This window comes from Promicromonospora sp. NPDC110617 (assembly GCF_055598465.1).
Genome location: NZ_JBVKBM010000003.1, coordinates 49,211 through 75,427, shown reverse-complemented (window position 1 = coordinate 75,427; position 26,217 = coordinate 49,211). Strand labels below are relative to the sequence as shown.

The following is a 26,217-nucleotide window of genomic DNA, read 5'->3' as shown; positions in this document are numbered from 1 at the left end:
CCGGCCCGACGACGGCACGCGTGGTCCGGATCGCCGCCCTGCTCGCCCTCGTGGTGGTCGTGCTCCTGTTCCCGTCGCTGGCCCCCGACCCGTTCATCCTGTCCGTCGGCGTGGTGATCCTGAGCTACGCCGTGCTCGCCACGTCCTGGAACCTCGTGGGCGGCTTCACCGGCTACATCTCGCTCGGCCACGCCGCCTACTCGGGCCTCGGCGGGTATGCCACCGCGCTGCTGATCCTGCGGTCCGGGCTGAACCCGTGGCTCGCGCTCGTGGTCGGGGCGCTGATCGTGGCCCTCGTCGCCATCCCGGTCGGTATCGCGTCGCTGCGGGTGCGCGGCGCCTCGTTCGTGATCGTGTCGATCGCGCTGGTGCTCATCCTCCAGCTCACGTTCCAGAGCTGGCACACGTTCACCGGCGGCTCGGGCGGGCTGCGCGTGCCCCGGCCGTTCGGCCCGGACGTGCTGCGGCCCGAGCAGCACGAACGGTTCTTCTACCTGCACGCCGCGCTGCTGGCGCTGGCCCTGCTGACCTGGTGGGCCATCGAACGCTCCCGGCTCGGCGCGGGCCTCAAGGCCATCCGCGAGGACGAGGACAAGGCGCAGGCGCTCGGCGTGCCCACGTTCGCGTACAAGCTCACCGCCCTGGTGACCAGCGCGTTCTTCACCGCGCTGGGCGGCGGACTGTACGCGCTGTGGTTCGGCTACCTCGACCCGATCTTCCAGTTCTCGATCCTGGTCGGCACCTACATGGTGCTGATGTCCCTGCTCGGCGGGGTGCGCAGCCTGTTCGGCCCGCTGCTCGGCGCCGTCGTCGTGGGGTACGCGGTCGAGGTGTTCAAGTCGCAGTACGGCGACACGCAGTTCCACCTGGTCGCCACGGGCATCCTGCTCGGCCTGGTCGTCCTGTTCATGCCCGACGGCGTCATCCCCGCGATCACCTCGTTCCTGAACCGGCGGCGCCGCGCGGCGTCGATCCGCGAGGTGAGCGCCGAGGAGCTGGCCCGGCAGCGCGAGGAGGCAGCACGATGAGCACCACCGGCTCGGTGACCACCGAGGGCCTGACCAAGTCGTTCGGCGGCGTCCGCGCCGTCGACGGCGCCTCCGTGGCGTTCCACGACGGCGAGATCAACGCCCTGATCGGGCCCAACGGGTCCGGCAAGACCACGTTCTTCAACTGCGTCACCGGCATGATCAGGCCGGACGCCGGCACGGTCACCTACGCCGGCCGGGACGTGACCGGGCTCGCCCCGCACCGGATCGCACGGTCCGGGATCGGCCGCAGCTTCCAGCTCTGCCGGGTCTTCCCGCGGCTCACGGTGCTGGAGAACGTGCTGGTCGCGGTGCAGCCGCACGGCCTGCTGGAGCGGCTGCGCGGCATGCGCAACCCGGACGACGTCGCCCGGGCCCGCGAGCTGCTGGCCCGCGTGGGCATCGACCACCTGGAGCACGCCGAGGCCCGCGACGTCTCCTACGGCCAGCAGAAGCTGCTGGAGCTGGCCGGGGTGCTCATGGGCGACCCGCACACGATCATGCTCGACGAGCCGGCCGGCGGCGTGAACCCCGCGCTCGTGGACCGCATCGCCGACCTGGTGCGTGAGCTCAACGCCGAGGGCCGCACCTTCATCATCGTGGAGCACAACATGGAGCTGGTCATGGGCCTGAGCGACCACGTGGTGGTGTTCGACCGGGGCCGCCCGATCGCGCAGGGCACCCCCGCCGTCGTCCAGGACGACCCGCAGGTCCTGGAGGCCTACCTTGGCGTCTGAGCTCGCACCCCGGACGGCGGCCGGACCGGCCGCCCAGCCCGGCCCCGTGGCCGAACCCCTGCTGCGCCTGACCGACGTGCAGGCCGGCTACGGCCGCGCCGCCCTCGTGCTGCGCGGACTGTCCGTGACGGTGGCGCCCGGCAGCGTGGTCTGCCTCGTGGGCCCCAACGGCGCCGGCAAGTCGACGGTGCTCAAGGTGGCCAGCGGCCTGCTCAGACCGCGCGCCGGTCAGGTGGTGGTCGACGGCGTCGACGTCACCGGGCGCTCGCCGCAGCAGCTCCTGGCCGCCGGGCTGTCGCACGTGCCGCAGGGGCACAGCGTGTTCCCCGAGATGACGGTGGCCGAGAACGTGCTGCTCGGCGCGTACACCGTGCGCGACCGCGCGGAGATCGCGGCCCGCACGGACGCCGTGACGGAGCTGTTCCCGCTGGTCGGCGAGCGGTGGTCCGCCCTGGCGGGCGCACTGTCGGGCGGGCAGCAGAAGCAGGTCGAGTTCGCCCGCTCGCTCATGGTGCGGCCCAAGGTGGTGCTGCTGGACGAGCCGTCGATGGGGCTGGACCCCAAGGCGACGGCGGTCGTGTTCGAGCAGGTGCAGCGCATGCGCGACGCCGGCACGGCCGTGCTGCTCGTGGAGCAGAACGCGCGGCGGGCGCTGGAGTCGGCCGACGTCGGCTGCGTGCTCGACCTGGGCCGCGTGCACATCACCGGCCCCGCCCCGGACCTCCTCGCGGACCCCCGCCTGGCCCAGCTCTACCTGGGCGGCCGCCCGAAGGAGGTCTCGTAGGACCTCTCGCCGGTCGAGCTTGTCGAGACCGCACCAGGTCTCGACAAGCTCGACCAGCGGGGGCCTCACACGTGCACTGACTGCTGGCTGTTCAAAGGAGAACCGTCATGTCGCTCAGAACCATGCTCGGAAAATCGCTCGGCGGTGCGGGACAGGTCGTGCTCGGCCTGGCGATCCTGGCCGCGCTGCTCGCCGGCCTGCACCTCGCGCCGGCCACGTCGGGCGGGGCCGCTTCCGGCGGGCCGCCGTCGTCCGCGGGCCGGCAGGATCCCTACCAGGACAAGGTGGCCGACTACGGCGTCTGCCGGGGCACCGACCCGGCCTGCTACAACGACTGGGACCTGCCCCGCACCTCCGACGGGCGGGTGCGCGTGCTGGTCTTCACCGCGACCGGCGTCTCGCGGCACGCCCACCTGGGGCCGCTGCTGCCCGCGGGGATGAACCCGCCGCTGACCTCGGCGCACGTGGCGCAGAACGCCGTGCTCCGCTGGGGACAGGAGTACGGGTTCGAGGTGGACTGGACCGAGGACGTGCGCCAGCTCGACGCCCCGGCCAAGCTCGCGCCGTACGACGCCGTGGTGTTCCTCAGCAACTCCCGCACCATGCTCGACGACGCGTCGCAGACGGCGCTGCTGCAGTACGTTCGCTCGGGCGGCGGCTTCGTCGCCGTGCACAACACGCTCGGCGCGATGTACCACTGGCCGTGGTTCCAGGGGCTGCTCGGCGGCGCCAACTTCTACGACCACGGGCCGCACCGCGACGGACAGGTGCTCACCGTCGACCGGCGCGACGCGTCCACGAAGGACCTGCCGCGCCGGTGGGACTTCCGCGACGAGTGGTACAACCTCGAACCGTTCCCCACGGGCGTGCGGTTCCTCGCCGAGGTGGACACCGCCACGATCGGCTCCGGCACCGGCTTCAACGGGCACCCCGGGCACGCGGGCGAGCACCCCGTCTCCTGGTGCCAGTACTACGACGGCGGTCGCGCGTGGGTCACCTCGCTCGGCCACGACCCGGCCGCCTGGACCGCGGACTCGACGCTGCCCGGCGCCGACTCGTTCAAGACCCACGTGGTGGGCGGCATCCTCAGCGCGGCCGGCGAGCGGCCCTTCTGCCGGTAGGTCCGGGAGGTCTCGACAGACTCGACCAGCGACACAGCACTCCGCAATGACGACGACGACATTCAGGAGGCACCATGCGCACCAGACAGAGATGGCGGTCGGCGGTGGCCGCGGTGGCGGTCACCGCTGCCGCGCTGGCCGGGCTGACGACGGCGACGCTCGCCGCGGCCGCCCCGGTCGGCGACCCGATCGAGGACCCGGCCCCCGAGGAGAAGCAGTCGACGATCGGCCTCGTGCTCGAGGAGTACGCGCAGTTCCCGAAGACGGAGCCGATCCCGGCGCCCGTCGACCGGCGCCTGATGCGGCACGCGCGCATCAACGGCATCGGTGAGCTGCCGGACGGGTCGGGCCGCACGTACGTCCCGGACCTGAACGGCCCGCTGTACCTCGTGGAGGACGGCGAGCCGCGGGTGTACCTGGACGTGGCCGCGCGGTTCGCGCCGGAGTTCTTCTCCGGGCGGGGCATGGGCAGCGGGTTCGGGTTCGCGGCGTTCCACCCGGACTTCGAGCACAACGGCACGTTCTACACGGTGCACAGCGAGCGCCCCGGCAACGCCGGGCCGCCGTCCGACCCCACGACCTACCCGGCGCAGACGCCGACGTTCCTGCACGCGGTGGTCACGGAGTGGGTCGCGGACGACCCGGACGCCGACGTGTTCGCCGGGACGAGCCGGGAGGTGATGCGCCTGGGCTTCGCGGGGCAGGTGCACGCCATCCAGCAGATCGACTTCAACCCCACCGCCGAACCCGGCGACGAGGACTACGGCCTGCTGTACCTCGCGGTGGGCGACGGCGGCATCGGCGTCGGCACGGGCGTGCCGCAGGACCGGGGCACACCCGCGGGCAAGATTCTGCGCATCGACCCCGCGGGGACCAACGGGCCGGGCGGCACGTACGGCATCCCGGCGTCGAACCCGTTCGTGGACACCCCGGGCACGCTGGGCGAGATCTACGCGATCGGCATGCGCGACCCGCACCGGTTCAGCTGGGACACGAGGACCGGCCGCATGTTCCTGGGCCACATCGGGGAGCATGCGATCGAGGCCGTGTACGACGTGCGCGCCGGGGACAACTTCGGCTGGGGCGACCGGGAGGGGAAGTACGTCTTCGACGCGTCCGACCGGTGCAACCTGTACCCGCTGCCGGAGAACGACGACGAGCTCGGCTTCACGTATCCCGTGGTGGCGTACGACCACGACCCGCCGCCCGGCTGGTCGTGCACGGCGGACAGCGGATATGCGATCAGCGGCGGGTTCGTCTACCGCGGGCGCGACCTGCCCGCGCTGAACGGCAAGTACCTGTTCACCGACCTGGTCGAGGGACGCGTGTTCTACGCCAAGGAGTCGCAGATGCGGCGCGGGCGTCCCGAGGCGCAGATGTACGAGCTCGCGCTCTACGACACCGACGGCACCCGCAAGCGGATGCCAGACTTCACGGGCGACGAGCGGGCCGACCTGCGCATGGGCCGGGACGCGTCGGGCGACCTGTACCTGGTGGCCAAGGCGAACGGCAAGATCTGGAAGATCGTGGACACCGTGCACGCGCCCGTGCCGCAGGACGTGCCGCGGTCGCTGGAGCAGAACTCGGTCAGCTTCTACGACTTCGAGCACCCGTTCCAGCAGGACGGCGCCGTGGAGATCGACCGCGGCCTGTCGCGCACCTACCTCAACCTGATCAACGGCGGGGAGGACATGCGGGTGGCGGACGGCGCCTACCCGGGCAGCAACAACTCGATCCAGCTCGGCCAGATCAACCCCTTGACGGCGGGCAACGACGACTGGAAGGCGGGCGTCTACAACGCGAACGGGGTGCCCACCCTGTCGGCGTTCAACGGGGTGGACGGCGTGACGGTGATGGGCTGGGTCAAGATGACCGGCGAGAACCCGAGCCCGAACACCACCACCGCGAACCCGGACGACTACTACAACGCCGTGGGCCTGGCGGGCCTGCTCAGCGGTGACTCCGACGGGCACGGCGTGCGCGCCCTGCTGGAGATCATCCAGGTGGACGGCGAGCTGCGGCTGGTCGCGCTGGGCCGGCGGGTCGACGGCGGGGCGTCGCAGACCTTCGCCGCGAGCGAGGACTGGCGCACCCTGCTGCCGCAGGACGAGTGGGTGCACCTGGCCGCCACGTTCGACTACACAGAAGGGAAGATGGCCCTGTTCCGCGACGGCGAGCGGGTGCCGGGCTTCTACGTGGTGGACGGCGACCCGTGGCAGGTGGACGGCACCGGCACGTCGGCCACGACGCCGCGGGGCATCAAGATCGGCGGCAGCTTCCCGCAGGACACGCAGGAGCGGAACCCCTGCAACTGCCGCATGGACACGATCCAGCTCCTGGACCGCGCCATCACGCCGCAGGAGGTGGCGCAGCAGTACCGCCTCATGACCCGCTGACCCCTCCCCGACATCGCTGAGTGCTGGCCATTTGCGGGTTTCCGGACTGGAAACCCGCAAATAGCCAGCACTCAGCGCTTCGTGGGGCGGGGGTGGATAGCATGTGCGGCATGGCTGCCGAGAAAGCGCTTACCGCCCCGATCCGCATCGACAGCTCGCGGCCCGCACGGTCGATCCTGCGGCTGCTCGCCCGGCGTCCCGGCCGCATGACCGTGGCCGTCACGGCGTTCACCGTCAAGGAGATCCCGATGTGGTTCCTGCCGGTGGTCACGGCGGCCGTCATCGACATCGTGGCCACCGGCGGCGAGGTGCGCGACGTGCTGGTCTGGTTCGCGGTGGCCGCCGTCCTGCTCCTGCAGAACTTCCCCAACCACCTGGTCTACACGCGCAGCTTCATGACGGTGGTACGCGACACCGGCGCCGGCCTGCGCAACGCGCTCGCCGCCCGCCTGCAGAGCCTGTCGATCGGGTACCACTCGCGCGCCAGCTCGTCCGTGGTGCAGTCCAAGGTGGTGCGCGACGTCGAGAACATCGAGACGATGCTCCAGCAGGTCACCCATCCCCTGCTCTCCTCGCTCATGGTGCTGGTGGGCGCCGTGACGATGACGGCGCTCAAGGTGCCGCAGTTCCTGCCCGTCTACCTGCTGGCCGTGCCGCTCGCGCTCGGGCTGCGCTGGTTCACGGCCCGGCGCTCGCGGGACCGCAACGAGCGGTTCCGCCGGGAGGTCGAGGGCTTCGCCTCGCGCGTGGGCGAGATGGCCTCGCTCATCCCGATCACCCGGGCCCACGGCCTGGAGCAGACGGCGGTCACGCGCCTGGCGGCGGGAGCCGACGGCGTCCGCCGCGCCGGCCTGCACCTCGACATGCTCAACGGCCGCGTCGCGTCGCTGTCCTGGGTGACCATGCAGCTGCTCGGCGTCACGTGCCTCGCGCTCGCCGCGATCTTCTCGCTCACCGGGTTCCTGCCGGTCACGGCCGGCGAGGTGGTGCTGCTCTCCAGCTACTTCACGCTGCTCACGCAGGGACTCACCCAGCTCCTCATGCTGCTGCCGGTCACGGCGCGCGGCATGGAGTCGGTGCGCTCCATCGCCGAGGTGCTGGAGGAGCCCGACCTGGAGGAGAACGAGGGCCGCCGCGCCGTGGACGCCGTGAGCGGCGGGCTCACGCTCGACCACGTGCACCACCGCTACCCCGGCGCCGACGACGACGCCCTGGACGACGTGACCCTCACGGTCCCCGCCGGCCAGACGGTCGCGTTCGTGGGCTCGTCCGGCTCGGGCAAGTCCACGCTGCTCAACCTGGTGCTGGGGTTCGTCCGGCCGACGTCGGGCCGTGTGCTCGTGGACGGCGTCGACGCCCAGGAGCTGGACCTGCGCACGGTGCGCCGCCACGTCTCCGTGGTGCCGCAGGAGTCGGTGCTCTTCGAGGGCACCATCCGCGACAACGTCACCTACGGCCTCCCGGACGCCTCGGACGACGTCGTGCGCGCCGCGCTGCGGGACGCCAACGCGCTGGAGTTCGTCGAGGCGCAGCCCGACGGCTGGGACACCGTGGTCGGCGAGCGCGGGGCGCGGCTGTCCGGCGGGCAGCGGCAGCGCATCGCGATCGCCCGCGCGCTCGTGCGCGACCCGCGCATCCTGCTGCTCGACGAGGCCACCAGCGCGCTGGACACCGAGTCGGAGACCCTGGTCAAGGAGGCGCTGGGCCGCCTCATGCACGGGCGGACGACGCTGGTCGTCGCCCACCGGCTCTCGACGATCAGGCAGGCCGACCGCATCGTGGTGCTGGAGCACGGGCGGATCGTCGAGCAGGGCACGCACGACCACCTGGTCGCCCACGGCGGCCGCTACGCGACCCTCCACGAGACCCAGGCGGGCTGACCCGGCGCAGCGGCGACGGTCAGGCCGCCGTCGTCAGCGAGCCCGGGCCCGGCACCACCGCGACGGCGTCGGGTGCGAGCTCCCGACCGTCCTCGGTCAGGAAGGCGACCCGCACGGGCTGTTCCGTGGCCTCCTCGACGTACACGATCGACGGCCCGAAGCCCGAGGGCCGGTGCTCGTCCCCCCACGCCACGAACGCCGCCAGGACGGTCTTGAGCTCCGCCCCCGCCTCGGTGAGCACGTACTCGTCGCGCTGCCGCTGACCCGCGTCGCGGTACGGCCGACGCTCCAGCACGCCGCCCTCCACCAGGGTCTCCAGGCGGGCCGTGAGCACGTCGGGCGCGATGCCGAGGCGTGCGCGGAAGTCGGCGAACCGCGTGTAGCCGAAGAAGGCCTCGCGGACCACGAGCAGGGTCCACTTCTCCCCCAGGACCTCCAGGCTCCGGGCCACGGAGCAGCGGGCGTTGCGTTCGCGGGGCGTTGTGCTCATGCCCACATCCTATCTGAGTTGTCTTTTCCAATCCAGATGCTAAGTTGTGAATCCCAACTCAGATTGGACCCCCTCCGATGACTTTCACCTGGGCGGCACGTGGGAGCCGCTGGGCGGCGGCCGCCGCCGTGGCCCTCGCGCTCTGGGCGTCGGCGGCGCCGACGCTGATCTACCCCGTCTACGCGGCCGAGTGGCACCTCACGACGGCGGTCACCACCACCGTGTTCGCCGCCTACCCCGTGGCCCTGATCGCGACGCTCCTCCTGCTCGGCGGCCTCGCGGAGACCGTGGGCAACCGGGGCGCGATCCTCGCGGGCCTCGGCTTCCTGGGACTCGGTGCCCTCACCTTCCTGCTCGCGCCGAACCTGGCGCTGCTGCTCGTGGGCCGCGCGCTCATGGGCGTCGGGGTGGGGCTCAGCCTCGGTCCGGCCACGAGCGTCATCGCGGCCTCCGGGTCCGACGACGCTCGCGACCGCACCGGCGCGACCACCGCCGCGGCGTCCGCCGTGGGGCTCATCACCGCGCTGCTCGTGGGCGGCGCGACCGTGCAGTTCAGCCCCAGCCCGCTGCACGCGGGTTACGGGGTGCTGCTCGCCGGCGTCGTCGTCGCCGTGGCGGCCGCCTGGTTCCTGCCGCGCCGGCTGCGCGCCGCCGTGCACCGCTGGCGCCCCCGGCCGCTGGCCGTGCCGCGGCACCGGTTGCCGTTCGTGGCGGGTGCGCTCGGAGTCAGCGCCGCCTACGCGCTCGGCGCGATCTTCCTCGGGATCGGCGCCCAGTTCGCGCGGGACACCGTGCGGTCCGACGACGCCTTCGTCAACGGTGTGGTCCTGGCGATCTCTGCCGCCGCCATCGGCGTGGTCGCCCTGCTCGCCGGGCGGCTGCGAGCCGCGACGGCCTTGCGCCTCGGCGCCGTGGCCGCGCTGGCCGCGCAGAGCCTGATGCTCGTCGCGGGCGCCAGCCACTCGATGACCGCACTGGTCCTGTACTCCCTGATCGGCGGCGCCGGCTACAGCCTCCTGTTCTCGGGCGGCGTCACCCTGGTCACCCGCAGCGCCCCGGCCGAGCACCGCGCCGCGACGACGTCGTCGGCCTACCTGGTCGCCTACCTCGTGCAGGCGGGCACGGCCGTCGCCGTCGGCCGCCTGGCCACCGGGCACGGGCTGCAGACCGCTCTGGTCGTGGGCAGCGCCGCCGTCATCGCGTTCGCGCTGGCCGCCGTGCTCACCGTCCGCACCCGGGCTGTCGCGCCCAAGGCGGCGCCCACCCCCGCCGAAGCCGCACCCGCCGACACCGTTCCCGTCGACACCGTTCCCGTCGACACCGTTCCCGTCGACACCGTTCCCGAAGACACCGCACCGCACCACCTCATGAAAGCGAGCTCGTGATGACTGATCTGAAGAACGCCGTGGTCCTGATCACCGGCGCGAACGGCGGCCTCGGCCGCGCGTTCGTCGCCGAGGCACTCCTGCGGGGCGCCGCCAAGGTCTACGCCAGCGCCCGCACGCCGCGGGAGTGGACCGATCCCCGGGTGGTGCCGCTGCCCCTGGACATCAACGACCCCGGGTCGGTCGCGGCCGCCGCAGAGCTGGCCGGGGACACCACGGTCCTGGTCAACAACGCCGGGATCTCCGACGCCGGCCGAAAGGTTCTGACCGCGTCGCTCGACGACGTCCGCGCCGTGTTCGAGACCAACGTGTTCGCCCAGCTCGGCGTCACGCAGGCGTTCGCCCCGGTGCTGGCGCGCAACGGCGGCGGCGCCATCATCAACATGCACTCGGCGCTGAGCTGGTTCGCCATGGGCACGTACTCGGCGACCAAGGCGGCGTTCTGGTCGTACAGCAACGCGCTGCGCGTGGAGCTGCTGGACCAGGGCACGCAGGTGCTCGGCGCGCACCTCGGCTACACGGACACCCCCATGACCGAGCGGCTCGACGTGCCGAAGGAGGACCCGCGCGACATCGTGGCGGCGATCCTCGACGGGCTGGAGGCAGGCGAGCCCGAGGTGCTGGCCGACGACACCAGCCGCCGCGTCAAGGCGGCCCTCTCCGGCCCGCTGAGCGACCTCTACCCGCAGCTCCAGACCGCGTGAACCCGTCGTGTCAGACGTACAGGTCACTCGGGTGACCTGTACGTCTGACACGAGGGCTCACGCGGGAGGGAAGGTGACCGTCGCGATCAGGCCGCCGCCCGGGCGCGCGCCGAGCGCCAGCTCCGCACCGTGCGCCCGGGCGATCGACGCGACGATCGACAGCCCGAGCCCGCTGCCGGCGGCGCGGTCCGGGCGGCGCGTCCGGGCGTCGGCGCGGACGAAGGGCTCGGCCAGCGTCGCGACGACGGCCGGATCGAGCGGCGCCCCCGTGTTCTCCACCACCAGCGTCGGACGACGACGGTCGTCGATCCGCGTGCCGACCCGGACCTCACCGCCCGCGGGGAGGTTGTGCCGCACGGCGTTGCCGAGCAGGTTGGCGGCGAGCTGACCGAGCAGCACCCGGTTGCCGTGGACCGCTACCTCGTCAAGCGTCAGGACCAGCTCCGGCGGGGCGCCTCCGGCCGGGGCGGACGCGCCCAGCTCCGGCGACTCCAGGACGGCCTCGCGGACGACGTCGGCCAGGTCGACGGGCTCGGCCCGGAGGCTCTCGTGATCGAGCCGGGCGAGCTGCAGCAGGGACTCGACCATCACGATCGAGCGCTCGTTGGTCTCGTGCAGCCGGCTCAGCAGGCGGTCCACGTCCCGGCCGGCCGGATCCGCCTGCGCCACCTCCAGCAGCGCCTTGACCACGGTGTTGGGCGTGCGCAGCTCGTGGGACGCATTGGCGGTGAACCGGCGCTGCTCCTCGAAGGAGCGCTCCAGCCGGGCGAGCATCAGGTCGAAGGTGTCGGCGAGCCGGCGCAGCTCGTCGTCGGGCCCCTCCAGGGCGATCCGGTGGTCGAGGGCGCCGTCCGCGGCGAGCGCCGCGGCCTCGCTGATCCGGTCCAGCGGCCGGAGCATGCGGCCCGCCAGGATCCAGCCGCCGACGAGGCCGACGAGCGCGAGGAAGCCGATCGCCGCTCCCGACAGCGGGATCGCGACGTCGAGGAGGTCCGAGCGGCTGGGCGCGAAGCCCCCACCGTCCTGGACGGTGAGGTTCTCGTCGGGCACGTACCGCAGCACGAGCAGGAGCGCGGTGAACAGGGCCGTGCCCGCCAGCACGAGGAACCCCGCGTAGCTCAGCGTGAGCCGCAGGCGCACCGACAGCCCGGCGCGGCGGCGGCGCAGGCCGGTCGGCGGCACCGTCACGGGTGTTCCCCGAACCGGTACCCGACGCCGGGCACCGTGTGGATCAGCCAGGGGTCGCCCAGTCGTTTGCGCAGCGTCGAGATGGTGATGCGGACGGCGTTGGTGAACGGGTCGGCGTTCTCGTCCCAGGCGCGTTCGAGCAGCTCCTCGGCGCTGACGACACCGCCGCCGGCGTCCATCAGCACCTGCACCACGGCGAACTGCTTGCGGGTGAGCGCGATGTACCGGCCGTCGCGGTATACCTCGCGGCGGTAGGGGTCCAGCCGCAGCGGCCCGAGCTCGAGCACGGGCGGGGTCGTCGCCTCCGGCCGGCGGGCCAGCGCGCGCAGCCGCAGCACGAGCTCGCGCATCGCGAAGGGCTTGGTCAGGTAGTCGTCGGCGCCGAGCTCGAAGCCGCTCACCTTGTCGGTCAGCTCGCCGGCCGCGGTCAGCATGATGATCCGGACCGCGGGATGCTCGGCGACGACCCGGCGGGCCACCTCGTCCCCGTGCATCACAGGGACGTCGCGGTCGAGCACGACGGCGTCGTAGGGGTTGGCGGCCACCAGGTCGAGCGCGGCCGCGCCGTCGTTCGCGACGTCGGCGGCGATCGCCTCCAGCCGGAGCCCGTCCCGGATCGCCTCGGCGAGGTAGGGCTCGTCCTCCACCACCAAGACGCGCATGTCAGCACACGCTACCTGCGGGCACATATCCGGGGCGTATCCAAAAGCGAAGACGCCCCGGCAACGTCGGTCCCGGTGGGCTGGGCACATGACTCGATACGAACTGGCCCACCCGCCGGCACGCGTCGGCGGCCCGCCCCGGCACGTCCCCCGACCGCGGCGCACCCGCCACCCGATGGCGTTCACCCTCGTGGTCGCCGCCGTGGTGCTCACCGCCGTGTTCGGCGTCTATCCCCTGCTCGACCGCGGCGACGCGCCGGTCGTGCAGGCCGTCGACCAGGTGCTCGACCGGAGGCCGGGTTCGGCGGGCGACGCCGGGTCGACCGGCGTGGCCGGCGGTGACATCCCCGACGGCGCGGCGACCCTCGACGACGACCTCCCGGCGATCACCAACCTCGACGCCGATCTTGCCGCCGCCGTCCGCGAGGCCGCTGCGGACGCCGCGGACGACGGCATCGACTTCTGGGTCACGAGCGGCTGGCGCAGCCCCGCGTACCAGCAGCGGCTGCTCGACGACGCCGTCGCCGAGTACGGGAGCCTGGAGGCCGCCCGCGAGCGGGTCAGCACGCCCGAGCTGTCCGAGCACGTGAGCGGCAAGGCCATCGACATCGGCCCGACCGAGGGCGCCTACTGGCTCATCCAGCACGGCACCGAGTACGGGCTGTGCCAGGTGTACTCCAACGAGATCTGGCACTTCGAGCTGCTGACCGGACCCGGCGGCACGTGTCCCGCGCTGCTGGAGAACGCGGGCGGCTGAGTCCGTCCGCGCGCGGGACCGCGCCCGCTCAGGCCCGCGCGGCCTGGGCCAGCCGCCCCCGCGCACCCGGGTCGGTGAGCGTCCCGACGTCGTCCACCCACTGCTCGACGCCGCCCCGGTGCGGCAGCGCCCGCACCTCCGGGTCGGCGACGGCGGCGCGCAGCATGGCCGCCACGTCACGCAGGCCCGTGAACGGCCGGTCGTAGAAGTCGTGGCAGACCGGACCGTCCAGCGCGGGCAGGCCCACGGCACGCTGCCGCGCGTGCAGCGCCTCGCACGCCGCGCGCAGGGCGGCGTCGCGCTCCTGCCAGGTCCCGGCCGCGAGCGTCCGCGCCAGCTCTCCGCCGGCCGACGCCGCCACGGGCAGCCGCCCGAAGAGCGTGCCCGCCCACTTGGGGTATGGCGGCCAGTGCCGCTCCAGGAGGAACCCGAGCCGGACCAGCGCGGTGACCAGGCGTGCGGCGAGGAGCCGGGAGCCGAGGTCGTCGCCGCGCTGGCCGGTGCGGCCGACGAACGGCAGTTCCTGCTCGACGCGTGTCCACTCGGCGGCCAGCACGTGCAGCCAGACGTCGTGCGGGTACCAGGCGAGCCGCTCGCGCAGCGCGGTGAGCTCCCCCGGCGTGTCCTCGAACACCGGCCCGGCCGCCACCTCCAGCACGGCCTGCCCGGTCAGCGACAGCCAGTCGGTGACGCCGAGGTCGCCACCGAGGTCGAGCCCCGTGCGCGACCGGACGAAGTCGACGGGCGCGGCCACCTCGACCCGGTGCCGCACGGTCGGGTCCCAGGTGACCGGGAACGCCGTGGGCAGGTCGCGGTACGACGCCGGGAGGGCCGCCGTGAGGACCTCGTCGACCTCACGGACCCGCTGGGCGGGGACCAGCAGGGTCAGTCGCAGCCCCCAGTCGTGGTCGCGGGAGGTGTCGTCGTCCAGTTCCAGCACGTCCGAGCCGGAGCCGAGCCGGGCGGCCGCACGCGGCACCTCCGGTAGCTTCCGGTCCAGGATCGGGCGGACGACGTCGGCCCAGTACGCGCGGGCGAGCTCGGTTCCGGACATGCGGTCAACCTAGGAGCCGCGACGGGGCGGGTCCAGGTGAATCCCGCCCGCCCCTGTTCCCGCCCGTTGCGCCTGGGCCGCCCCCTGGAGCGGCCGCGGTGGAAAGCGTGGTCCCGGCTCCGGGGCACACACCACTCGTACGAGGGGTGTCGGCAGGCATGAACTGCGTTCGGCTCTGCCTCGCACGATCTGGCTCACCCGAACAGTCCACCCACGGCGAACCACGCTTTCGGAATTCCGGCTCGGGCAAACTATTCGGCCGACGTGAACCCGGTGCGGCAGCATCCCAGAAGATATCGCTCAGCCGAACAATCACGTGAGCGGCTACCAGGTAAAGCTATATATCGGAAAATCCGGCACAACCGAATATTTCGACAATGCAGAACACGTATGGTTGTGCCCCGACTAATTCGGCTGAGCGAGATAGTTCATCTCGGATTGATCGAGTCAGCACAGGACGCACGGAATTCAGCCCAGCCGACACCCACCGTCCGCGTTCGCATCACCACCCCACCGCGGCACGACCAGCACCGCACGACCAGCGCCGCACCACCGGTTGTCAGCGGGCCGCACCGGAGCAGGGACGGCGCGCCGTCCGCTGTCCGCCATCCGCCGTTGGCCGTGCGCCACACGCCGGCCGCCGGCCGCCGGCCGCCGACGGCCGGCGGCCGGCGGGCTCAGCGCACGCTGGCGGTCACGGCGCGCGCCGTGAGGCAGGTCGAGCCGCCCACATAGATGCGGTCGCCGTCGGCCAGCCAGCGGCGCTCCCCCGGGCGCAGGGGTTCGGTGGGCAGCGCGTCACCCCGCGCGGCGACATACGTCCCGTTGGCCGACCCGAGGTCGATTACGCTCCAGCCGCCCTCCGACCAGGCGATCTCGCAGTGCCGACGCGAGACGCCGGTGTCCTCGCACACGATGTCCGGCACCACGCCGCGACTGCGCGAGGCACGGCCGACCACGAGCCGCTCCCCCGTGAGCGGCACCACGGCGTCGGTCACGGAGGCCGTGGCGGCCACCGAGGCCGGGGACGTCCGCGACGACAGGGGCGACAGGGCTGCCGGGGACGACGGGGCCAGGCCGTCCTGCGGCGCCTGCTCCGCCGACCACTCGTAGTCCGACCGGACCTCGACCGCCCAGGCGGTGGGCGCCGTGGCCGCACGCAACGGCCGCACGGCGGGCAGGACCACCCGCGGCAGCGTGACGGAATCGTCGGGCCGGGGCGCCGCGCCGATCCGGACCGCCAGCAACGGCACGTGCTCCTGGACGACGTTCGGGTGCGCGGCCAGCATGCGCGCCAGGGCCAGCGCGCCGTCGAGCGGCAGGCCGGCGCTGGGCTGCACACGCACGTCGTCCCGCTTCTCCAGGAGGTGCTGGACGACCATCGCCCGCAGCGTCGGCGCGTGCATCAGCAGCTTTCCCGTGGTGACCGCCACCGGCACGACGCCGGGGTGGCTCAGCACCGCGCACAACCCGTCCGCCAGGGAGCGGGCGGCCTCGTCGAGGATCTCGCGGCACGCCAGGTCGCCGTAGTCCGCCGCCGTGATGACCTGGGGTGCGAACCCGGCGAACAGCGACACGTCGTTGACGGACGCCCACCGCTCCCGCCGCCCGAAGTGCTCCTCGGCGGCCCGGACCAGGCCCGGCGACGCGCCCATGCGGCGGCCGTCCATCGACCGCGCGGCGGCGTCCAGGCCGCGCCGCCCGATCCAGGCGCCGCCGCCGTTGTCGCCGACATGGGGCCCCATCCCGTCGGCGAGGTGCCAGCGGCCGACGTCGTCGCAGGCCACGGCCACCGCACCAGTGCCGACGGCCAGCGTGGCACCCGACCCCGTGCCGATGGCACCCAGGTGCGCCGTGACCGCGTCGCTCGAGACCGCCGTCGAGGTGGTCCGCAGCTCCTCGGACAGGATGTCGTGCACCCGGTTGGGGTCCAGCGTCCCGGACTGGGTCATCGACCGGAACCCGCGCATCCCGACGGCGGCCGCCGACACGCGCGGACGCCCGCCGAACCGGGCGGCGAAGCCGCGGCACAGCTCGCGCACCACCTCGGGCACGGTCGACCGTCCGCCGACCATCGTCGCCGGCGGCCCCGTGACCTCGTAGGACACGCCGCCCCGCCCGGAGCTGAACCGGAGGCGGGAACCCGTGCCGCCGATGTCCACGCCTACCACCCGAGCGTCCACTTCGAGGCCCTTTGCCCCACCCTGCTCCACAGTCACAATCGGCACCGGCACATATTCACCCGGGATGCCGCATTCCGCATGTGTCGGCTGTCATACGGCGCGGCATCGTCCCCGGTCAGCGTGCGCGGCGGACACGCATCCCGACCAGGAGCGCGGATCCCAGCACCAGGAACACCGTCGCGGCCGCCAGCAGACCCGCCACGTCGGTGCCCGTCGCCGCGAGGTCGCCGTCGTCGGACCCGGGCGCGGCGCCTGGTCCGGGCGGCCCGTCCGGCCCAGGACCCGGCGGAGGCGCAGGAGTCGGCTCCGGCGTGCTCGGCGTCGGGGTCGGCGTCGGCGTCGGCGTCGGCGTCGGGGTCGGCGTGGGCGTCGGCCCCTCCACGGTGTTGACCACCTCGCACGAGAGCACGAGCCCGGCCGTCGCGGTGAACTGGAACCCGTCGGCAGCCGGGTCCTCGTCGTCGGCCCCGGTGCAGGTCAGCTCTACCGTCCACCCGGCGCCGGGGTCCGGCTCCGTCAGGCTGTAGGACGCGCCGGGCGCCAGGTCCGGCCAGCTCGCCGCGGGCTCCTGGTCGGTCACCGTGACGGGGTCGGGACCATCGGGCCCGGTCAGCACCAGGTCGAACATCCAGGAGGCGCCGGCGTCCGCGCCGGAGACCGTCTTCCGTGCGGTGAGGCTGCCGGCCTCTGCGGCGTTGGCGAACGTGCACAGCACGGTCTCGCCCAGTCCGACGTCGACCGTGACCGCCGGGATCTCGACCGCGACCTCACCGGCCGCACCCGTGCACGTGATGCCCGTCAGCGTCCAGCCGGGCACCGGGTCCTCGGCGACCTGGTACGCCCCCGGTTCCACCGGCCCGGTCACGAACGGCTCGTCCGCGTCGGTCAGCACGAACGGCTCCTGGGGCCCGCCGTCCGGCCCCCAGGAGAAGCCGAACTCCTGCGGCGAGCCCGCCGGGCTCGTCTGCTTGTCCACCAGCAGCATGCCCCAGGGTGCATTGGTGTAGGTGCAGGTCACCGTCTCGCCGGGGTCCAGCGCGATCGACCCGGTCGGGCCGTCCGCGTCCGAGGGCTCCCCGTCCGGGTCGCCGTCCACGCAGGTCAGGTCGGTCGTCCCGAACCCGTCCTGCGGCTCCTCCGTCACGGTGTACGAGCCGGGATCCACGTCCGGGAACGTCCGCGTCCCGACGCCGTCCTCGGTCGCGACCGAGAACTCCGGCGGATCCAGCCAGTCACCCGTGAAGTCGAACTCGCCGTCCCCCTCGGTGACCGCCTTCGCCACGACGATCGTGCCCGTCCGGACGTTCTCCACCGTGCAGTCGCCCACGTCCCCCGGGTTGACCGAGAAGTCGCCCAGGTCGTCGAGCACGAACGGCTCCCCGCCGTCCGCAGGGGTGATCGTGCAGGTCAGCGCCCCCTCGATCCAGCCGTCGGCGTCGGACTCGACCAGCGAGTACCGCACGCCCGGGACGATCTGCGGAAGGTCGACGGTCACCGTTCCGCCCTCCGACGTCACGGGCACCACCACCGGGTCCACCGCCCCGTCGAGGTCGGTCAGGACGAGCTCGAACTGCCCGTCACCGCCCACGGCCGTCTTGGTGAGCGTGCCGCTGCCCTGCACGGCGGTGTTGAAGGCTCCGCAGGTCGCCTCCACGCCGACGGGCGCGACGAACTGCACGCCAGGGGTCCCCGGGGCGGTGTCCGTGATGCCCGTGCACTCGAAGTCGCCGGTCCACCCCGGGACCTGCGCCTCGGTGATCGAGTACGCCTGCCCCGGCAGCAGCCCCGACCACGTCACGGTCTCGCCGCCCTGCCCGGTGCCCGCGACCGTCAGCGGCGAGACCTGACCCGCCGGCAGGGGGTCGATGCTCAGCTCGAACTCCCACGGCAGGTCGGTGCCGATCCCCGTGGCCACCTTGGACACGCTGACGGACGACGGCGCCACCGTGTTCTCCACCGCGCAGCTCAGTGCCTGGCCCGGCGTCGCCACGAGCTGGAAGCCCGCCGCCGGGCTCTGGTCGGTCAGCCCGGTGCACGTGACCTCGCCCCGGGTCCAGCCGTCCGGCGTCGTCCCGGCCTCGCGCAGGGTGTACTGCGTGCCCGGGACCAGGTCCGCCCACTCGACCGTCGGCGAGCCGGAGGTCGCCGACCGGGAGACGACGGTCCCGTCCGGTGCCACCAGCTCGACGTCGAACGACCACGCCAGGTCCGGGCCGGCGCCGGAGACCGTCTTGGTGAGCGACACCGCGGCGGGATCGGCCGTGTTGGTGAAGAAGCAGACGATGACGCCGCCAGCCGGCAGGTCGACGTCGACGCCGCGGCCGTCCGCCGTCGGTGTCCAGAAGTCGTCGTTGCACTCCAGGTCCGACAACGCCCAGCCGGGCTCGTCGGCCGGCTCCGTGATGGTGTGCACGCCCTCGTCCAGGCCCAGGAACGTCCGCAGCGCGACGTTGGGCGGCTCCGAGTTCCCGTTCAGGGTGAACGGCTCAGGTCCGCCGTCGGGCGGGTCGAGGACGAAGTCGAACTCCTGGTCGTACTCGACCGGGACCGTCCGCTTGATCACCGTGATCGAGCCCGGCAGGGTGTTGGTGAAGAAGCAGCGGACGGTCTCGCCGGGCAGCACCGTGAGGTCGATGGTCCGCGTCGCCGGGTCGCCCGAGTTGTCGGAACCGCCGTAGGTGCACGCGAGGTCGGCCAGGACCGTCGGCGGGTCGGCGGCGTCGGTCAGCTCCTCGATCGTGTAGGTGCCGGCCGGGACGTCCGTGACGACCTGCTCGTAGAGCGTCCCGTCGCCCTGCTCGACCTCGATCGAGAACGCCTCGCCGCCCGGGATGTCGCTCGCGAAGTCGAACGTGCGCCCGTCGACGCCGTGCGCCTCCTTGGAGACGATCACGGTGCCGAGCTGCGTGTTGGTGAAGGTGCACCCGATCTCCTGCCCGGCCACGGGCACCACGGTCACCGAGCGCTCCTCGGGCGTGGCCCCGGCCGTGCACTCGATGTCCGGGGGCAGCCACCCGTCGGCCTCGGCCTCCGCGATCGTCACCGGCTCGCCCGCGGGGACCGGGAAGGACACGCTCTCGCCGTCCCCCAGCGTCACCGGGTCCTGCCCGGTGACGTCGAACGTGAAGTCCCCCGCGGCGCCGTCGGCCACCGTCTGCTTGGTGACGGTCACCACCGCGGCCGAGTTGCTGATCACGCAGTCCGTCGTGCTCAGCGGGGTGACCGGGAACCGGTCCGCCGGGTCGTCGAGCACGTACTGCTGCGGGGGCCCGCCCGACGGCGGCACGGCGGTGCACACGAGCGACTCGAGCGTCCAGGGCGGCGGGATGTCGGTCTCCGCGACCGAGTACGCGCCGCCCGCCAGCACGTCGGGGTACGTCACGGTCTCGCCGCCCGCGACGCTGCCGGTCACGGTCTCCTCCGGCGGCGGTCCGGGCCGCACCGGCCCCGTGTCGCTGGTCACGCTGAACCCGAACGCGTCCCCGGTGTCGGCCGCCTCGGGCGCCGTCTCCTTCGTCACGGTCAGGGCGCCGCAGTTCGAGACGCTCAGGCCGTCCGGCCCGTGGTCGGCGAAGTCCTGGATGTTCGCGTTCGGGGAGTTGCCCGTCCGCGTGAACATCTCCGAGACCTGGAAGGTGGCGCACTCCTCGGGCGAGAACAGCCCGGCGGACGTCAGGTCGATCGCGAACTCGCCGAACGTCTCCTGGGGCTGGTTGGTCAGGGGCGGGCCCTCGGTCCGCACCCCCACCGACCAGTCGATGTCGGCCGTGCCGGGCTGCGGCGTCCACGTCCCGGGGCCCACGGGGTCCGCGCAACCGTCACCCGAGGCCGGGACCCACCGCTCGACGGTGGCCGTCGTGCCCGACGAGGCGTAGTCGAACTCCAGCAGCACGTCGTCGCACCGGCCCGGTTCCGGCCCCTCCAGGTCCTGGAAGATGCTCACCTCGCCCGCGCCGACGTACCGCGTCCAGTACCCGTAGAGGATCGTGTGGCGCTCGCCCGCCGCGTCCGTGACGGTCTCGACCCCGTACCCCGTCGAGCAGAGGTCGCCCTTGGCGTTGGGGTTCGACGGGCCGGGACGCCACGGGTTGGTGGCCGGGCTCTGGCTCGGCGGAGCCCCCGTCTGGTCGGGGTTGGCGTTGCAGGACGCGGCCAGCGTGCCGTTGTCCCAGCCGAAGCTGCCCTGCACGACGCCGGTGGAGCTGTTGCCCTGCTCCGTGACGTACGGGCCCGTGGGCGTGAAGGTGAAGCTGCCGTCCGGCTGCACGCCGGTGAGGAAGTCGCCCCAGTTGAACGTCTCCGGCGGTGCGGCGGGAGCCGTGGTCCCGTCGACCGCCATCCCGGTCTGCAGGCCTGACGGCTCCAACGTCGCGGCCGTCGCCGGAGGCGCCAGCACCACGGGGACGACGACGGCGCCCGCCAGCGTCGCGGCGGCCAGCGCCGCCACGAAGCGGCGTCCGCCGGTCACGCGCGGGCCGCCGCAGGGTTCGCACTGGGCACCGGTGCCTCCCTCTCTCCCACGCGGGGTCGGTGCGCGGGCGCCTTTGACGCTACGAACCGAGCCACGAGCCGACCACCGGGACGCGGGCGAATTTCGCAGGACGGAATCCCATGCTCGGCGAACCACCGCACCGGGCGTCACCCGAACAGGGTGATCCGGCAGGCGCACGGCCACCCGACGATAGGACGGTGCGCACCCACCGCCGTCGGCCGACCGATCCCGGGGGCCCGTGATGTCCGCCCTCGCCATCACCCTGGTCGGGCTGGTCCTGCTGCTCGCGGGGTCGCTGTCCGTGCGCCTCGCCGTCCTCGCCGCCGGGTTCGGCGTGTCGTGGATGCTCTCCGAGGCGCTGGGCGCCGACACGGCCACCACCCTGCTCGTGAGCGTCGCCGGCGCGGTGCTGGCGTTCCTGCTCACGCTCGTGGCGGCCCGGCTGCTGTTCTTCGTCTGCGGCCTGTGCGTCGGCGCGCTGATCGGGGCCAGGCTCTTCGTGCTGGTGCAGGGCGGTACCGCCGACGTGCTGCTCGCCCTGATCGTGGTCCCGGCCGTCGCCCTGCTGTGCGCGTTCCTGGCCCGCCGGCTGCAACGCCGGTTCCTGGTCTGGGGCACCGCGGTGGCCGGCGCGGCGCTCGTGGTGTCCGGCGTCGGCCGGCTCTGGACCGACGCGGGCGAGCTGTGGAAACCGCAGAGCGGCGGCGAGGTCGTCCTCATGCTGGCGCTCTGGGTGGTGCTCGCCGTGATCGGCAGCCAGGTGCAGAAGCGCACCACGGCGCGGAAGGCCGACCGCAAGGCCGACCGGTAGGAGGTTCACCGGGAACGGGTGAGGCCCGGTGCCCGCTGGCGCGGTGGAGTGGCAGCGTCAGGCCATCCGCGCGAGCACCTAGGAGTCCTCGATGTCCCAGTCCACGCTCACCGCCTGGAAGTTCAAGACCGCCGACGGCGCGGACGAGGCGGCGAAGTCGATCCAGCGGCTCGCCAAGGAGCGGCTCGTCACGATCCACGACGCCGCGACCGTGCGGTGGGACACGGGAGCCAAGAAGCCCCGGACCCATCAGCTCTCGTCGCTGGCCGGGGCGGGGGCCCTCGGCGGCGCCTTCTGGGGGATGCTCTTCGGCCTCCTGTTCTTCGTCCCCCTGCTCGGCGCGGCCATCGGCGCCGCCACGGGCGCCCTGAGCGGCGCCCTCACGGACGTGGGGATCGACGACGGCTTCATCAACCGGGTCCGGGACAAGATCACGCCGGGGACCTCCGCGCTGTTCATCCTGTCCTCGGACGCCGTCGTCGAGAAGATCCAGGACGCGTTCGCCGGGCAGGAGGCGCCCGAGCTCATCTTCACCAACCTCGACGCCGAGCAGGAGGCCGCGCTCCGCGAGGTCTTCGGCGACGAGCGACCTACCGACGAGGAGAAGTCATGACCAGCGCAGCATCCGGCTCCGAGCCGATCCCGGGAACCTACCCGAGCGGCCGCGTGAGCTCCACCGACTACGGGCAGACGAGCACCGTCGCCCTGACCACCTCGGCGTTCGCCGGGGTCATGCTCATCATGGTCTCCGTGTTCCAGATCCTGCAGGGGATCGCCGCGACCGCCGCGGGCACGGTGTACGTCACGGGCGCCGAGTACGTGTTCCAGCTCGACGTCTCGACCTGGGGCTGGATCCACATCGTCGTGGGGGCCATCGCGCTCGCCACCGGTATCGGGGTGCTCGCGGGGCAGACCTGGGCGTACGTCGCAGGTATCGTCCTGGCCGCCCTGTCGGCCCTCGCGAACTTCGCGTTCATCCCCTATTACCCCGTGTGGAGCCTGGTGATCATCGCCTTCGACGTGTTCGTGATCTGGGCGTTGTCCACCCTGGTCGCACGCGGCGACTGAACACCCTGCGCACGGGGTGAAACCACCCCGTGCGCAGGCATGGGCGAAGAAGGGCGCGCATGATTGCAGGTAAGCGTGTGACCGATTCCTGGTGCGGCGTTCCGGCGCGGCATTCCTGACCGGGTATTCCGGAGGTGCGGGAAGACGTGAATTCCTGGCCGGTGGGGTTCCCCCGTCACCGGCCGGCGGCCAGGGGGCGGCCGCCACTTCACCGTCGAGTGAGGATTTCGCGGAATGCGCGCCAACCCCAGCCCCGTCGTCCGCCACGGCGGAACCCGCGCACCCCGTGCGCCCCGCACGGCACGGGCCGGCTACCCGGCCGGCACACCGGCCCCGGGCGGCACGTCCCGCCTGCCGGCTGACGACGACCTCCTGCCCCGCCTGCCCCGCGTCTACGTCCCACGGCTGCGCCTGTGGCAGCGGCTCGACGCCGCGACCGAGGGCGCCGTGACGCTGCTGGTCGCCCCGGCAGGCGCCGGCAAGACCCTCGGCGTGACCGGCTGGCTGCGGAACGCGGCCCCGGCGCACGCCGCGCACGCCGTCTGGGTGCGCGCCGACGGGACCTGGACCCCCGAGCGGATCGACGCCGCGCTCGACGGCCCGGACGGGCCCGCCGAGCGCGAGGCCGGCGAGGGGGCGCCCGGCGAGCCACCACGCCTGGTCGTCGTCGACGACGCCCACCTGCTGCCGCCCTCGGCCCTGCGGCGCATCGACGAGCGGCTCAACAACGCTCCGGAGGGCATGCGGCTTCTGCTGCTGAGCCACTGGGTGCTGCCGCTGACCCGGCTCGTCCCGGAGCTGCTCGGCAACTTCACGCTCCTGCGCGGCGACCTGCTGCGGTTGAGCGACGCCGAGGGCGCCGAGCTCGTCTCGAAGCACGCCCGCACCGAGGACCGGCAGGTGCTCGACGCCGTGGCCCGGCACGCCGACGGCTGGTGTGCCGCCGCCGTGCTGGCGGCGCGCGACCTGAGCGCGGCGCCCGACCCGGCGGCCGTGGCCCGCCACCTGGCGCACGACGTCACGCCGATGGCCACACGCGTGGCGGGCGAGGTGTTCAGCACCCTGACCCCGCGCCAACGGCACCTCCTGCTGTGCATCGCCGGCGACGGCGTGGTCACGGTGGCCGCGGCGGCCCACCTGTCCCACGACCAGCACGCGGGCGAGATCCTCGCCGAGCTGGAGGACACCGGCCTGCTGGTGATGCGCGCGGACCGCGGGTGCGACCCCGGCCCGGGTGAGGACACGCCCGCCGAGGGCGGCTTCCGGGTCCACCCGCTCCTGGCGGACGTGGTCCAGCGGCAGCTCGCCGTGGGCGGCGTCGACGCCGTGCGCGCCCGCGCCACCGTGATCCGGGCCGTCCGGCTCGACATGGCGCGCGGCAACCTCACCAGGGCGTTCGCGCGGCTCGTCCGGGTCGGGGCGCCCACCGAGGCCGCCGACGTGCTGGCCCAGGACGGCGTGCGCATGGTGCTGAACCAGTGCGAGCACGACGAGGTGGGCGAGTTCGTCCGGGCACAGCCCGAGATCGTGGACCGCCGGCCGGACATCTGGTTCGCCATCGCCCTCGACTGCTGGATCCGGGACGACCTGGAGGGGGCGCGGCACTGGGGCGACCGGCTGCTGGCCGCCCAGCGGCGGTGGTCGCCGTCCTGGCTGGCGGGCGGGCCGGAAGGCCTGGACGCGGCGGTCGCCTGCGTACGGCTGTGGCGGGTGGCGCTCGGGCTCGAGCCCGCCTACGCCGCCGTCGGCCACGCCAAGCGGGTGGTGGTCGCGTCCCAGACCCGGCCCGCCGTGCGCGAGGCGAACGCCGACGTGCTGCCCGTCCTGGCGGCCGAGCTGGGTGTGACGCAGAACTGGCTCGGCGAGCTGACCGAGGCCGAGACCAGCCTCACCCTCGCCGTCAGCCTGTCCCGCAGCCAGGGCCTCGGGCCGCTCGGGGTGCTCGCCCTGAGCCACCTCGCCTTCACCCAGTACATGCGCGGCCGCGAGAACGCCTGCGTCGAGCTGGCCGGGGAGGTGCTCGTCGCCGCCGACGCGCCCGGGGCACGCACGCTCCCGTTCGTCGCCGCGCGCGCCCGGCTCGCCCGGCCGCTCGCGCGCCTGCTCGACGTGCCCTCGCCCACCGGCCCGGTCGAGGCGCAGGTCACGGGCGCCGACTGGCACGGCGCCGACCTGTGCACCCGCTTCTGGTTCCGCATCTGGGAGGCCCGCCAGGCCGTCCTGGCCGGCGACGTGGTCGAGGCCCAGCGGATCCTCACCACCCCGCGGGAGAGCCAGCGCCTGACCGACGACCAGCTCCCGGAGCACCTGCGGGTGGCGCTGCTCGTGGAGCAGGCCTTCGTGGCGGTGCTCGCGAGCGACCGGGAGACGCTCAAGTCGCTCCACGGCGCGCTCGACGCGCTCGGCGCCGTGGGCGAGGCGGCGCTCCTCCAGGGGCTGCGCGCCGACCGCGAGGGCGACCGCCGGGGCGCGGCGGTCGCGTTCGAGGCCGCCGCCGCGGACGCCGCCTACTCGCAGCCGCCCACCCGTGCGCTCGCGCTGGCGTGCGAGGCCCAGCTCCTGGACGCGCTGGGCGACCCGTCGGGCTCGGAGGACCGGCTGGCCGAGGCGATCTCCGTCACCGAGGCCCGCCGGAACGCCGCGCCCTTCCTCGGCTGGACGCGCCAGGGCACGCCCGTCGCGACGCTGCTGCGCCGACTGGTCGAACGCCCGGCCGGGTCCTGGGTGCAGGAGCTCGCCACCACCGCGGCCGAACGACCCGACGTGACGGTGCTCTACGCCTCGATGACCGCGACGCCCCGCGAGCTGGACGAGGTGAGCCGGGCCCTCGTCCCGCCGGCCCTGAGCCCGCGCGAGCGGGAGGTGCTCAACGAGCTGGCCCGCGGCGCGACGTACGCCGACATCGCCGCCGCGCTGTTCGTCTCGGAGAACACCGTCAAGACGCACGTGTCCAGCCTGTACACCAAGCTCGCGGCATCCCGCCGCAGCGAGGCGCTGAAGATCGCGCGGAGCTTCCACCTGCTGTGACGACGCCGCCGCAGTGACGACGCCGCCCTCCGGAGCGTCTCAGCAGTCGAGCTCGGACACCACGTCGTCCTTGGCGTCCTTGACGCCCTGCCACTCGTCGCGGAGCGTGTCGATCGCACCCGAGACCGTCGCCTCGCCCGCGACGTCGTCAACGGCCTTCTGGAGGCCGTCCCACGCCTCGTCGAGCTCCTCGGAGCGGTCCGCGACGACGTCGGACGCCGCGGTGTCGAACTCCTGCCACGCGTCGCTCAGGTCGTCCCGCGCGGCGCGGACCTCGTCGACCGTGGCGTCGGGTGTCAGCGTGGAGCGGAAGTCGTCCAGTGCCGCCGTGAGGTCGTCGGCCGCGCCGCACGCCTGCTCGGTGTTCTGCTCCGGCGTGTCGCCGCCGGAGCACGCGGCCGTCCCCAGGAGCATCAGCCCGACCAGGATTCCTGCTGTCCGTCTCATGTC

Annotated in this window: 20 protein-coding genes; 13 read left to right on the top strand and 7 right to left on the bottom strand. The window is 73.3% G+C overall.

Features of this window, described 5'->3' with window-relative positions; genetic code table 11:
- Positions 1–20: 20 nt before the first annotated feature.
- The 6 genes from ACZ7LE_RS18015 to ACZ7LE_RS17990 all read left to right on the top strand — a co-directional run bounded on the left by ACZ7LE_RS18015 (position 21) and on the right by ACZ7LE_RS17990 (position 7,946).
- Entirely contained in the window at positions 21–1,028 is a 1,008-nt protein-coding gene (locus tag ACZ7LE_RS18015) for a branched-chain amino acid ABC transporter permease (RefSeq protein ID WP_470404630.1), read from the top strand.
- Positions 1,025–1,765: an ABC transporter ATP-binding protein gene (locus tag ACZ7LE_RS18010; RefSeq protein ID WP_470404629.1), complete on the top strand. Its 741-nt coding sequence runs from the start codon at positions 1,025–1,027 to the stop codon at positions 1,763–1,765. The genes ACZ7LE_RS18015 and ACZ7LE_RS18010 overlap by 4 nt, the downstream gene beginning before the upstream one ends.
- Positions 1,755–2,549: an ABC transporter ATP-binding protein gene (locus tag ACZ7LE_RS18005; protein ID WP_470404628.1), complete on the top strand. Its 795-nt coding sequence runs from the start codon at positions 1,755–1,757 to the stop codon at positions 2,547–2,549. Before ACZ7LE_RS18010 ends, ACZ7LE_RS18005 begins: the two co-directional genes overlap by 11 nt.
- 107 nt (positions 2,550–2,656) lie before the next feature.
- The gene (locus tag ACZ7LE_RS18000; protein WP_470404627.1) at positions 2,657–3,670 is read left to right on the top strand and encodes a ThuA domain-containing protein; all 1,014 of its coding nucleotides are present in this window, start codon (positions 2,657–2,659) and stop codon (positions 3,668–3,670) included.
- 74 nt (positions 3,671–3,744) lie between these two features.
- On the top strand, positions 3,745–6,066 hold the full coding sequence (locus ACZ7LE_RS17995; protein WP_470404626.1) for a PQQ-dependent sugar dehydrogenase: 2,322 nt from the start codon (positions 3,745–3,747) through the stop codon (positions 6,064–6,066).
- Between the two features lie 110 nt (positions 6,067–6,176).
- Complete coding sequence (locus ACZ7LE_RS17990) at positions 6,177–7,946, top strand: ABC transporter ATP-binding protein (protein ID WP_470404625.1); 1,770 nt, start codon at positions 6,177–6,179, stop codon at positions 7,944–7,946.
- A gap of 19 nt (positions 7,947–7,965) precedes the next feature.
- Here the strand turns inward: ACZ7LE_RS17990 and ACZ7LE_RS17985 are convergent, their stop codons facing one another.
- Positions 7,966–8,436 (bottom strand): winged helix-turn-helix transcriptional regulator, encoded by a 471-nt coding sequence (locus ACZ7LE_RS17985; protein WP_470404624.1) that lies wholly within the window; start codon positions 8,434–8,436, stop codon positions 7,966–7,968.
- A gap of 77 nt (positions 8,437–8,513) precedes the next feature.
- Here ACZ7LE_RS17985 and ACZ7LE_RS17980 point away from each other — a divergent pair, with 77 nt between their 5' ends.
- Together ACZ7LE_RS17980 and ACZ7LE_RS17975 are read left to right on the top strand one after the other, a co-directional pair.
- Positions 8,514–9,821: an MFS transporter gene (locus ACZ7LE_RS17980; protein ID WP_470404623.1), complete on the top strand. Its 1,308-nt coding sequence runs from the start codon at positions 8,514–8,516 to the stop codon at positions 9,819–9,821.
- On the top strand, positions 9,821–10,525 hold the full coding sequence (locus ACZ7LE_RS17975; RefSeq protein ID WP_470404622.1) for an SDR family oxidoreductase: 705 nt from the start codon (positions 9,821–9,823) through the stop codon (positions 10,523–10,525). The genes ACZ7LE_RS17980 and ACZ7LE_RS17975 overlap by 1 nt, the downstream gene beginning before the upstream one ends.
- 57 nt (positions 10,526–10,582) lie before the next feature.
- On the opposite strand, the gene ACZ7LE_RS17970 is transcribed toward ACZ7LE_RS17975, so the two are convergent.
- Positions 10,583–11,713, bottom strand: coding sequence for a sensor histidine kinase (locus tag ACZ7LE_RS17970; protein WP_470404621.1), 1,131 nt, complete (start codon positions 11,711–11,713; stop codon positions 10,583–10,585).
- Complete coding sequence (locus ACZ7LE_RS17965; protein WP_470404620.1) at positions 11,710–12,375, bottom strand: response regulator transcription factor; 666 nt, start codon at positions 12,373–12,375, stop codon at positions 11,710–11,712. The genes ACZ7LE_RS17970 and ACZ7LE_RS17965 overlap by 4 nt, the downstream gene beginning before the upstream one ends.
- An 88-nt stretch (positions 12,376–12,463) precedes the next feature.
- Between ACZ7LE_RS17965 and ACZ7LE_RS17960 the strand changes: the two genes are divergently transcribed.
- Positions 12,464–13,132: a M15 family metallopeptidase gene (locus tag ACZ7LE_RS17960; protein ID WP_470404619.1), complete on the top strand. Its 669-nt coding sequence runs from the start codon at positions 12,464–12,466 to the stop codon at positions 13,130–13,132.
- A 28-nt stretch (positions 13,133–13,160) separates the two neighbouring features.
- Here the strand turns inward: ACZ7LE_RS17960 and ACZ7LE_RS17955 are convergent, their stop codons facing one another.
- From ACZ7LE_RS17955 to ACZ7LE_RS17945, 3 genes are all read right to left on the bottom strand, one after another.
- The gene (locus tag ACZ7LE_RS17955; protein WP_470404618.1) at positions 13,161–14,186 is read right to left on the bottom strand and encodes a DUF4037 domain-containing protein; all 1,026 of its coding nucleotides are present in this window, start codon (positions 14,184–14,186) and stop codon (positions 13,161–13,163) included.
- Positions 14,187–14,863: 677 nt separating this feature from the next.
- Positions 14,864–16,369, bottom strand: coding sequence for a BadF/BadG/BcrA/BcrD ATPase family protein (locus ACZ7LE_RS17950; RefSeq protein WP_470404617.1), 1,506 nt, complete (start codon positions 16,367–16,369; stop codon positions 14,864–14,866).
- A 115-nt stretch (positions 16,370–16,484) separates the two neighbouring features.
- Entirely contained in the window at positions 16,485–20,837 is a 4,353-nt protein-coding gene (locus ACZ7LE_RS17945; RefSeq protein ID WP_470404616.1) for an MSCRAMM family protein, read from the bottom strand.
- Positions 20,838–21,102: 265 nt separating this feature from the next.
- Between ACZ7LE_RS17945 and ACZ7LE_RS17940 the strand changes: the two genes are divergently transcribed.
- The 4 genes from ACZ7LE_RS17940 (at position 21,103) to ACZ7LE_RS17925 (ending at position 25,767) form a co-directional block, all read left to right on the top strand.
- Entirely contained in the window at positions 21,103–21,672 is a 570-nt protein-coding gene (locus ACZ7LE_RS17940; RefSeq protein ID WP_470404615.1) for a hypothetical protein, read from the top strand.
- 91 nt (positions 21,673–21,763) lie between these two features.
- Positions 21,764–22,285 (top strand): DUF1269 domain-containing protein, encoded by a 522-nt coding sequence (locus ACZ7LE_RS17935; RefSeq protein ID WP_470404614.1) that lies wholly within the window; start codon positions 21,764–21,766, stop codon positions 22,283–22,285.
- On the top strand, positions 22,282–22,740 hold the full coding sequence (locus ACZ7LE_RS17930) for a DUF7144 family membrane protein (protein WP_377233379.1): 459 nt from the start codon (positions 22,282–22,284) through the stop codon (positions 22,738–22,740). Before ACZ7LE_RS17935 ends, ACZ7LE_RS17930 begins: the two co-directional genes overlap by 4 nt.
- A gap of 234 nt (positions 22,741–22,974) precedes the next feature.
- Complete coding sequence (locus ACZ7LE_RS17925) at positions 22,975–25,767, top strand: response regulator transcription factor (RefSeq protein WP_470404613.1); 2,793 nt, start codon at positions 22,975–22,977, stop codon at positions 25,765–25,767.
- A 39-nt stretch (positions 25,768–25,806) separates the two neighbouring features.
- Here ACZ7LE_RS17925 and ACZ7LE_RS17920 read toward each other — a convergent pair whose 3' ends face one another.
- Positions 25,807–26,214: a hypothetical protein gene (locus ACZ7LE_RS17920; RefSeq protein ID WP_470404612.1), complete on the bottom strand. Its 408-nt coding sequence runs from the start codon at positions 26,212–26,214 to the stop codon at positions 25,807–25,809.
- Positions 26,215–26,217: the final 3 nt, after the last annotated feature.

Bases quoted from the DNA above. Each gene is read 5' to 3' on its own strand.
- ACZ7LE_RS18010 (WP_470404629.1), top strand. From the start codon at position 1,025: ATGAGCACCACCGGCTCGGTGACCACCGAGGGCCTGACCAAGTCGTTC.
- ACZ7LE_RS18000 (WP_470404627.1), top strand. From the start codon at position 2,657: ATGTCGCTCAGAACCATGCTCGGAAAATCGCTCGGCGGTGCGGGACAG.
- ACZ7LE_RS17995 (WP_470404626.1), top strand. From the start codon at position 3,745: ATGCGCACCAGACAGAGATGGCGGTCGGCGGTGGCCGCGGTGGCGGTC.
- ACZ7LE_RS17990 (WP_470404625.1), top strand. From the start codon at position 6,177: ATGGCTGCCGAGAAAGCGCTTACCGCCCCGATCCGCATCGACAGCTCG.
- ACZ7LE_RS17985 (WP_470404624.1), bottom strand. From the start codon at position 8,436: ATGAGCACAACGCCCCGCGAACGCAACGCCCGCTGCTCCGTGGCCCGG.
- ACZ7LE_RS17980 (WP_470404623.1), top strand. From the start codon at position 8,514: ATGACTTTCACCTGGGCGGCACGTGGGAGCCGCTGGGCGGCGGCCGCC.
- ACZ7LE_RS17975 (WP_470404622.1), top strand. From the start codon at position 9,821: ATGACTGATCTGAAGAACGCCGTGGTCCTGATCACCGGCGCGAACGGC.
- ACZ7LE_RS17965 (WP_470404620.1), bottom strand. From the start codon at position 12,375: ATGCGCGTCTTGGTGGTGGAGGACGAGCCCTACCTCGCCGAGGCGATC.
- ACZ7LE_RS17960 (WP_470404619.1), top strand. From the start codon at position 12,464: ATGACTCGATACGAACTGGCCCACCCGCCGGCACGCGTCGGCGGCCCG.
- ACZ7LE_RS17955 (WP_470404618.1), bottom strand. From the start codon at position 14,186: ATGTCCGGAACCGAGCTCGCCCGCGCGTACTGGGCCGACGTCGTCCGC.
- ACZ7LE_RS17940 (WP_470404615.1), top strand. From the start codon at position 21,103: ATGTCCGCCCTCGCCATCACCCTGGTCGGGCTGGTCCTGCTGCTCGCG.
- ACZ7LE_RS17935 (WP_470404614.1), top strand. From the start codon at position 21,764: ATGTCCCAGTCCACGCTCACCGCCTGGAAGTTCAAGACCGCCGACGGC.
- ACZ7LE_RS17930 (WP_377233379.1), top strand. From the start codon at position 22,282: ATGACCAGCGCAGCATCCGGCTCCGAGCCGATCCCGGGAACCTACCCG.
- ACZ7LE_RS17925 (WP_470404613.1), top strand. From the start codon at position 22,975: ATGCGCGCCAACCCCAGCCCCGTCGTCCGCCACGGCGGAACCCGCGCA.
- ACZ7LE_RS17920 (WP_470404612.1), bottom strand. From the start codon at position 26,214: ATGAGACGGACAGCAGGAATCCTGGTCGGGCTGATGCTCCTGGGGACG.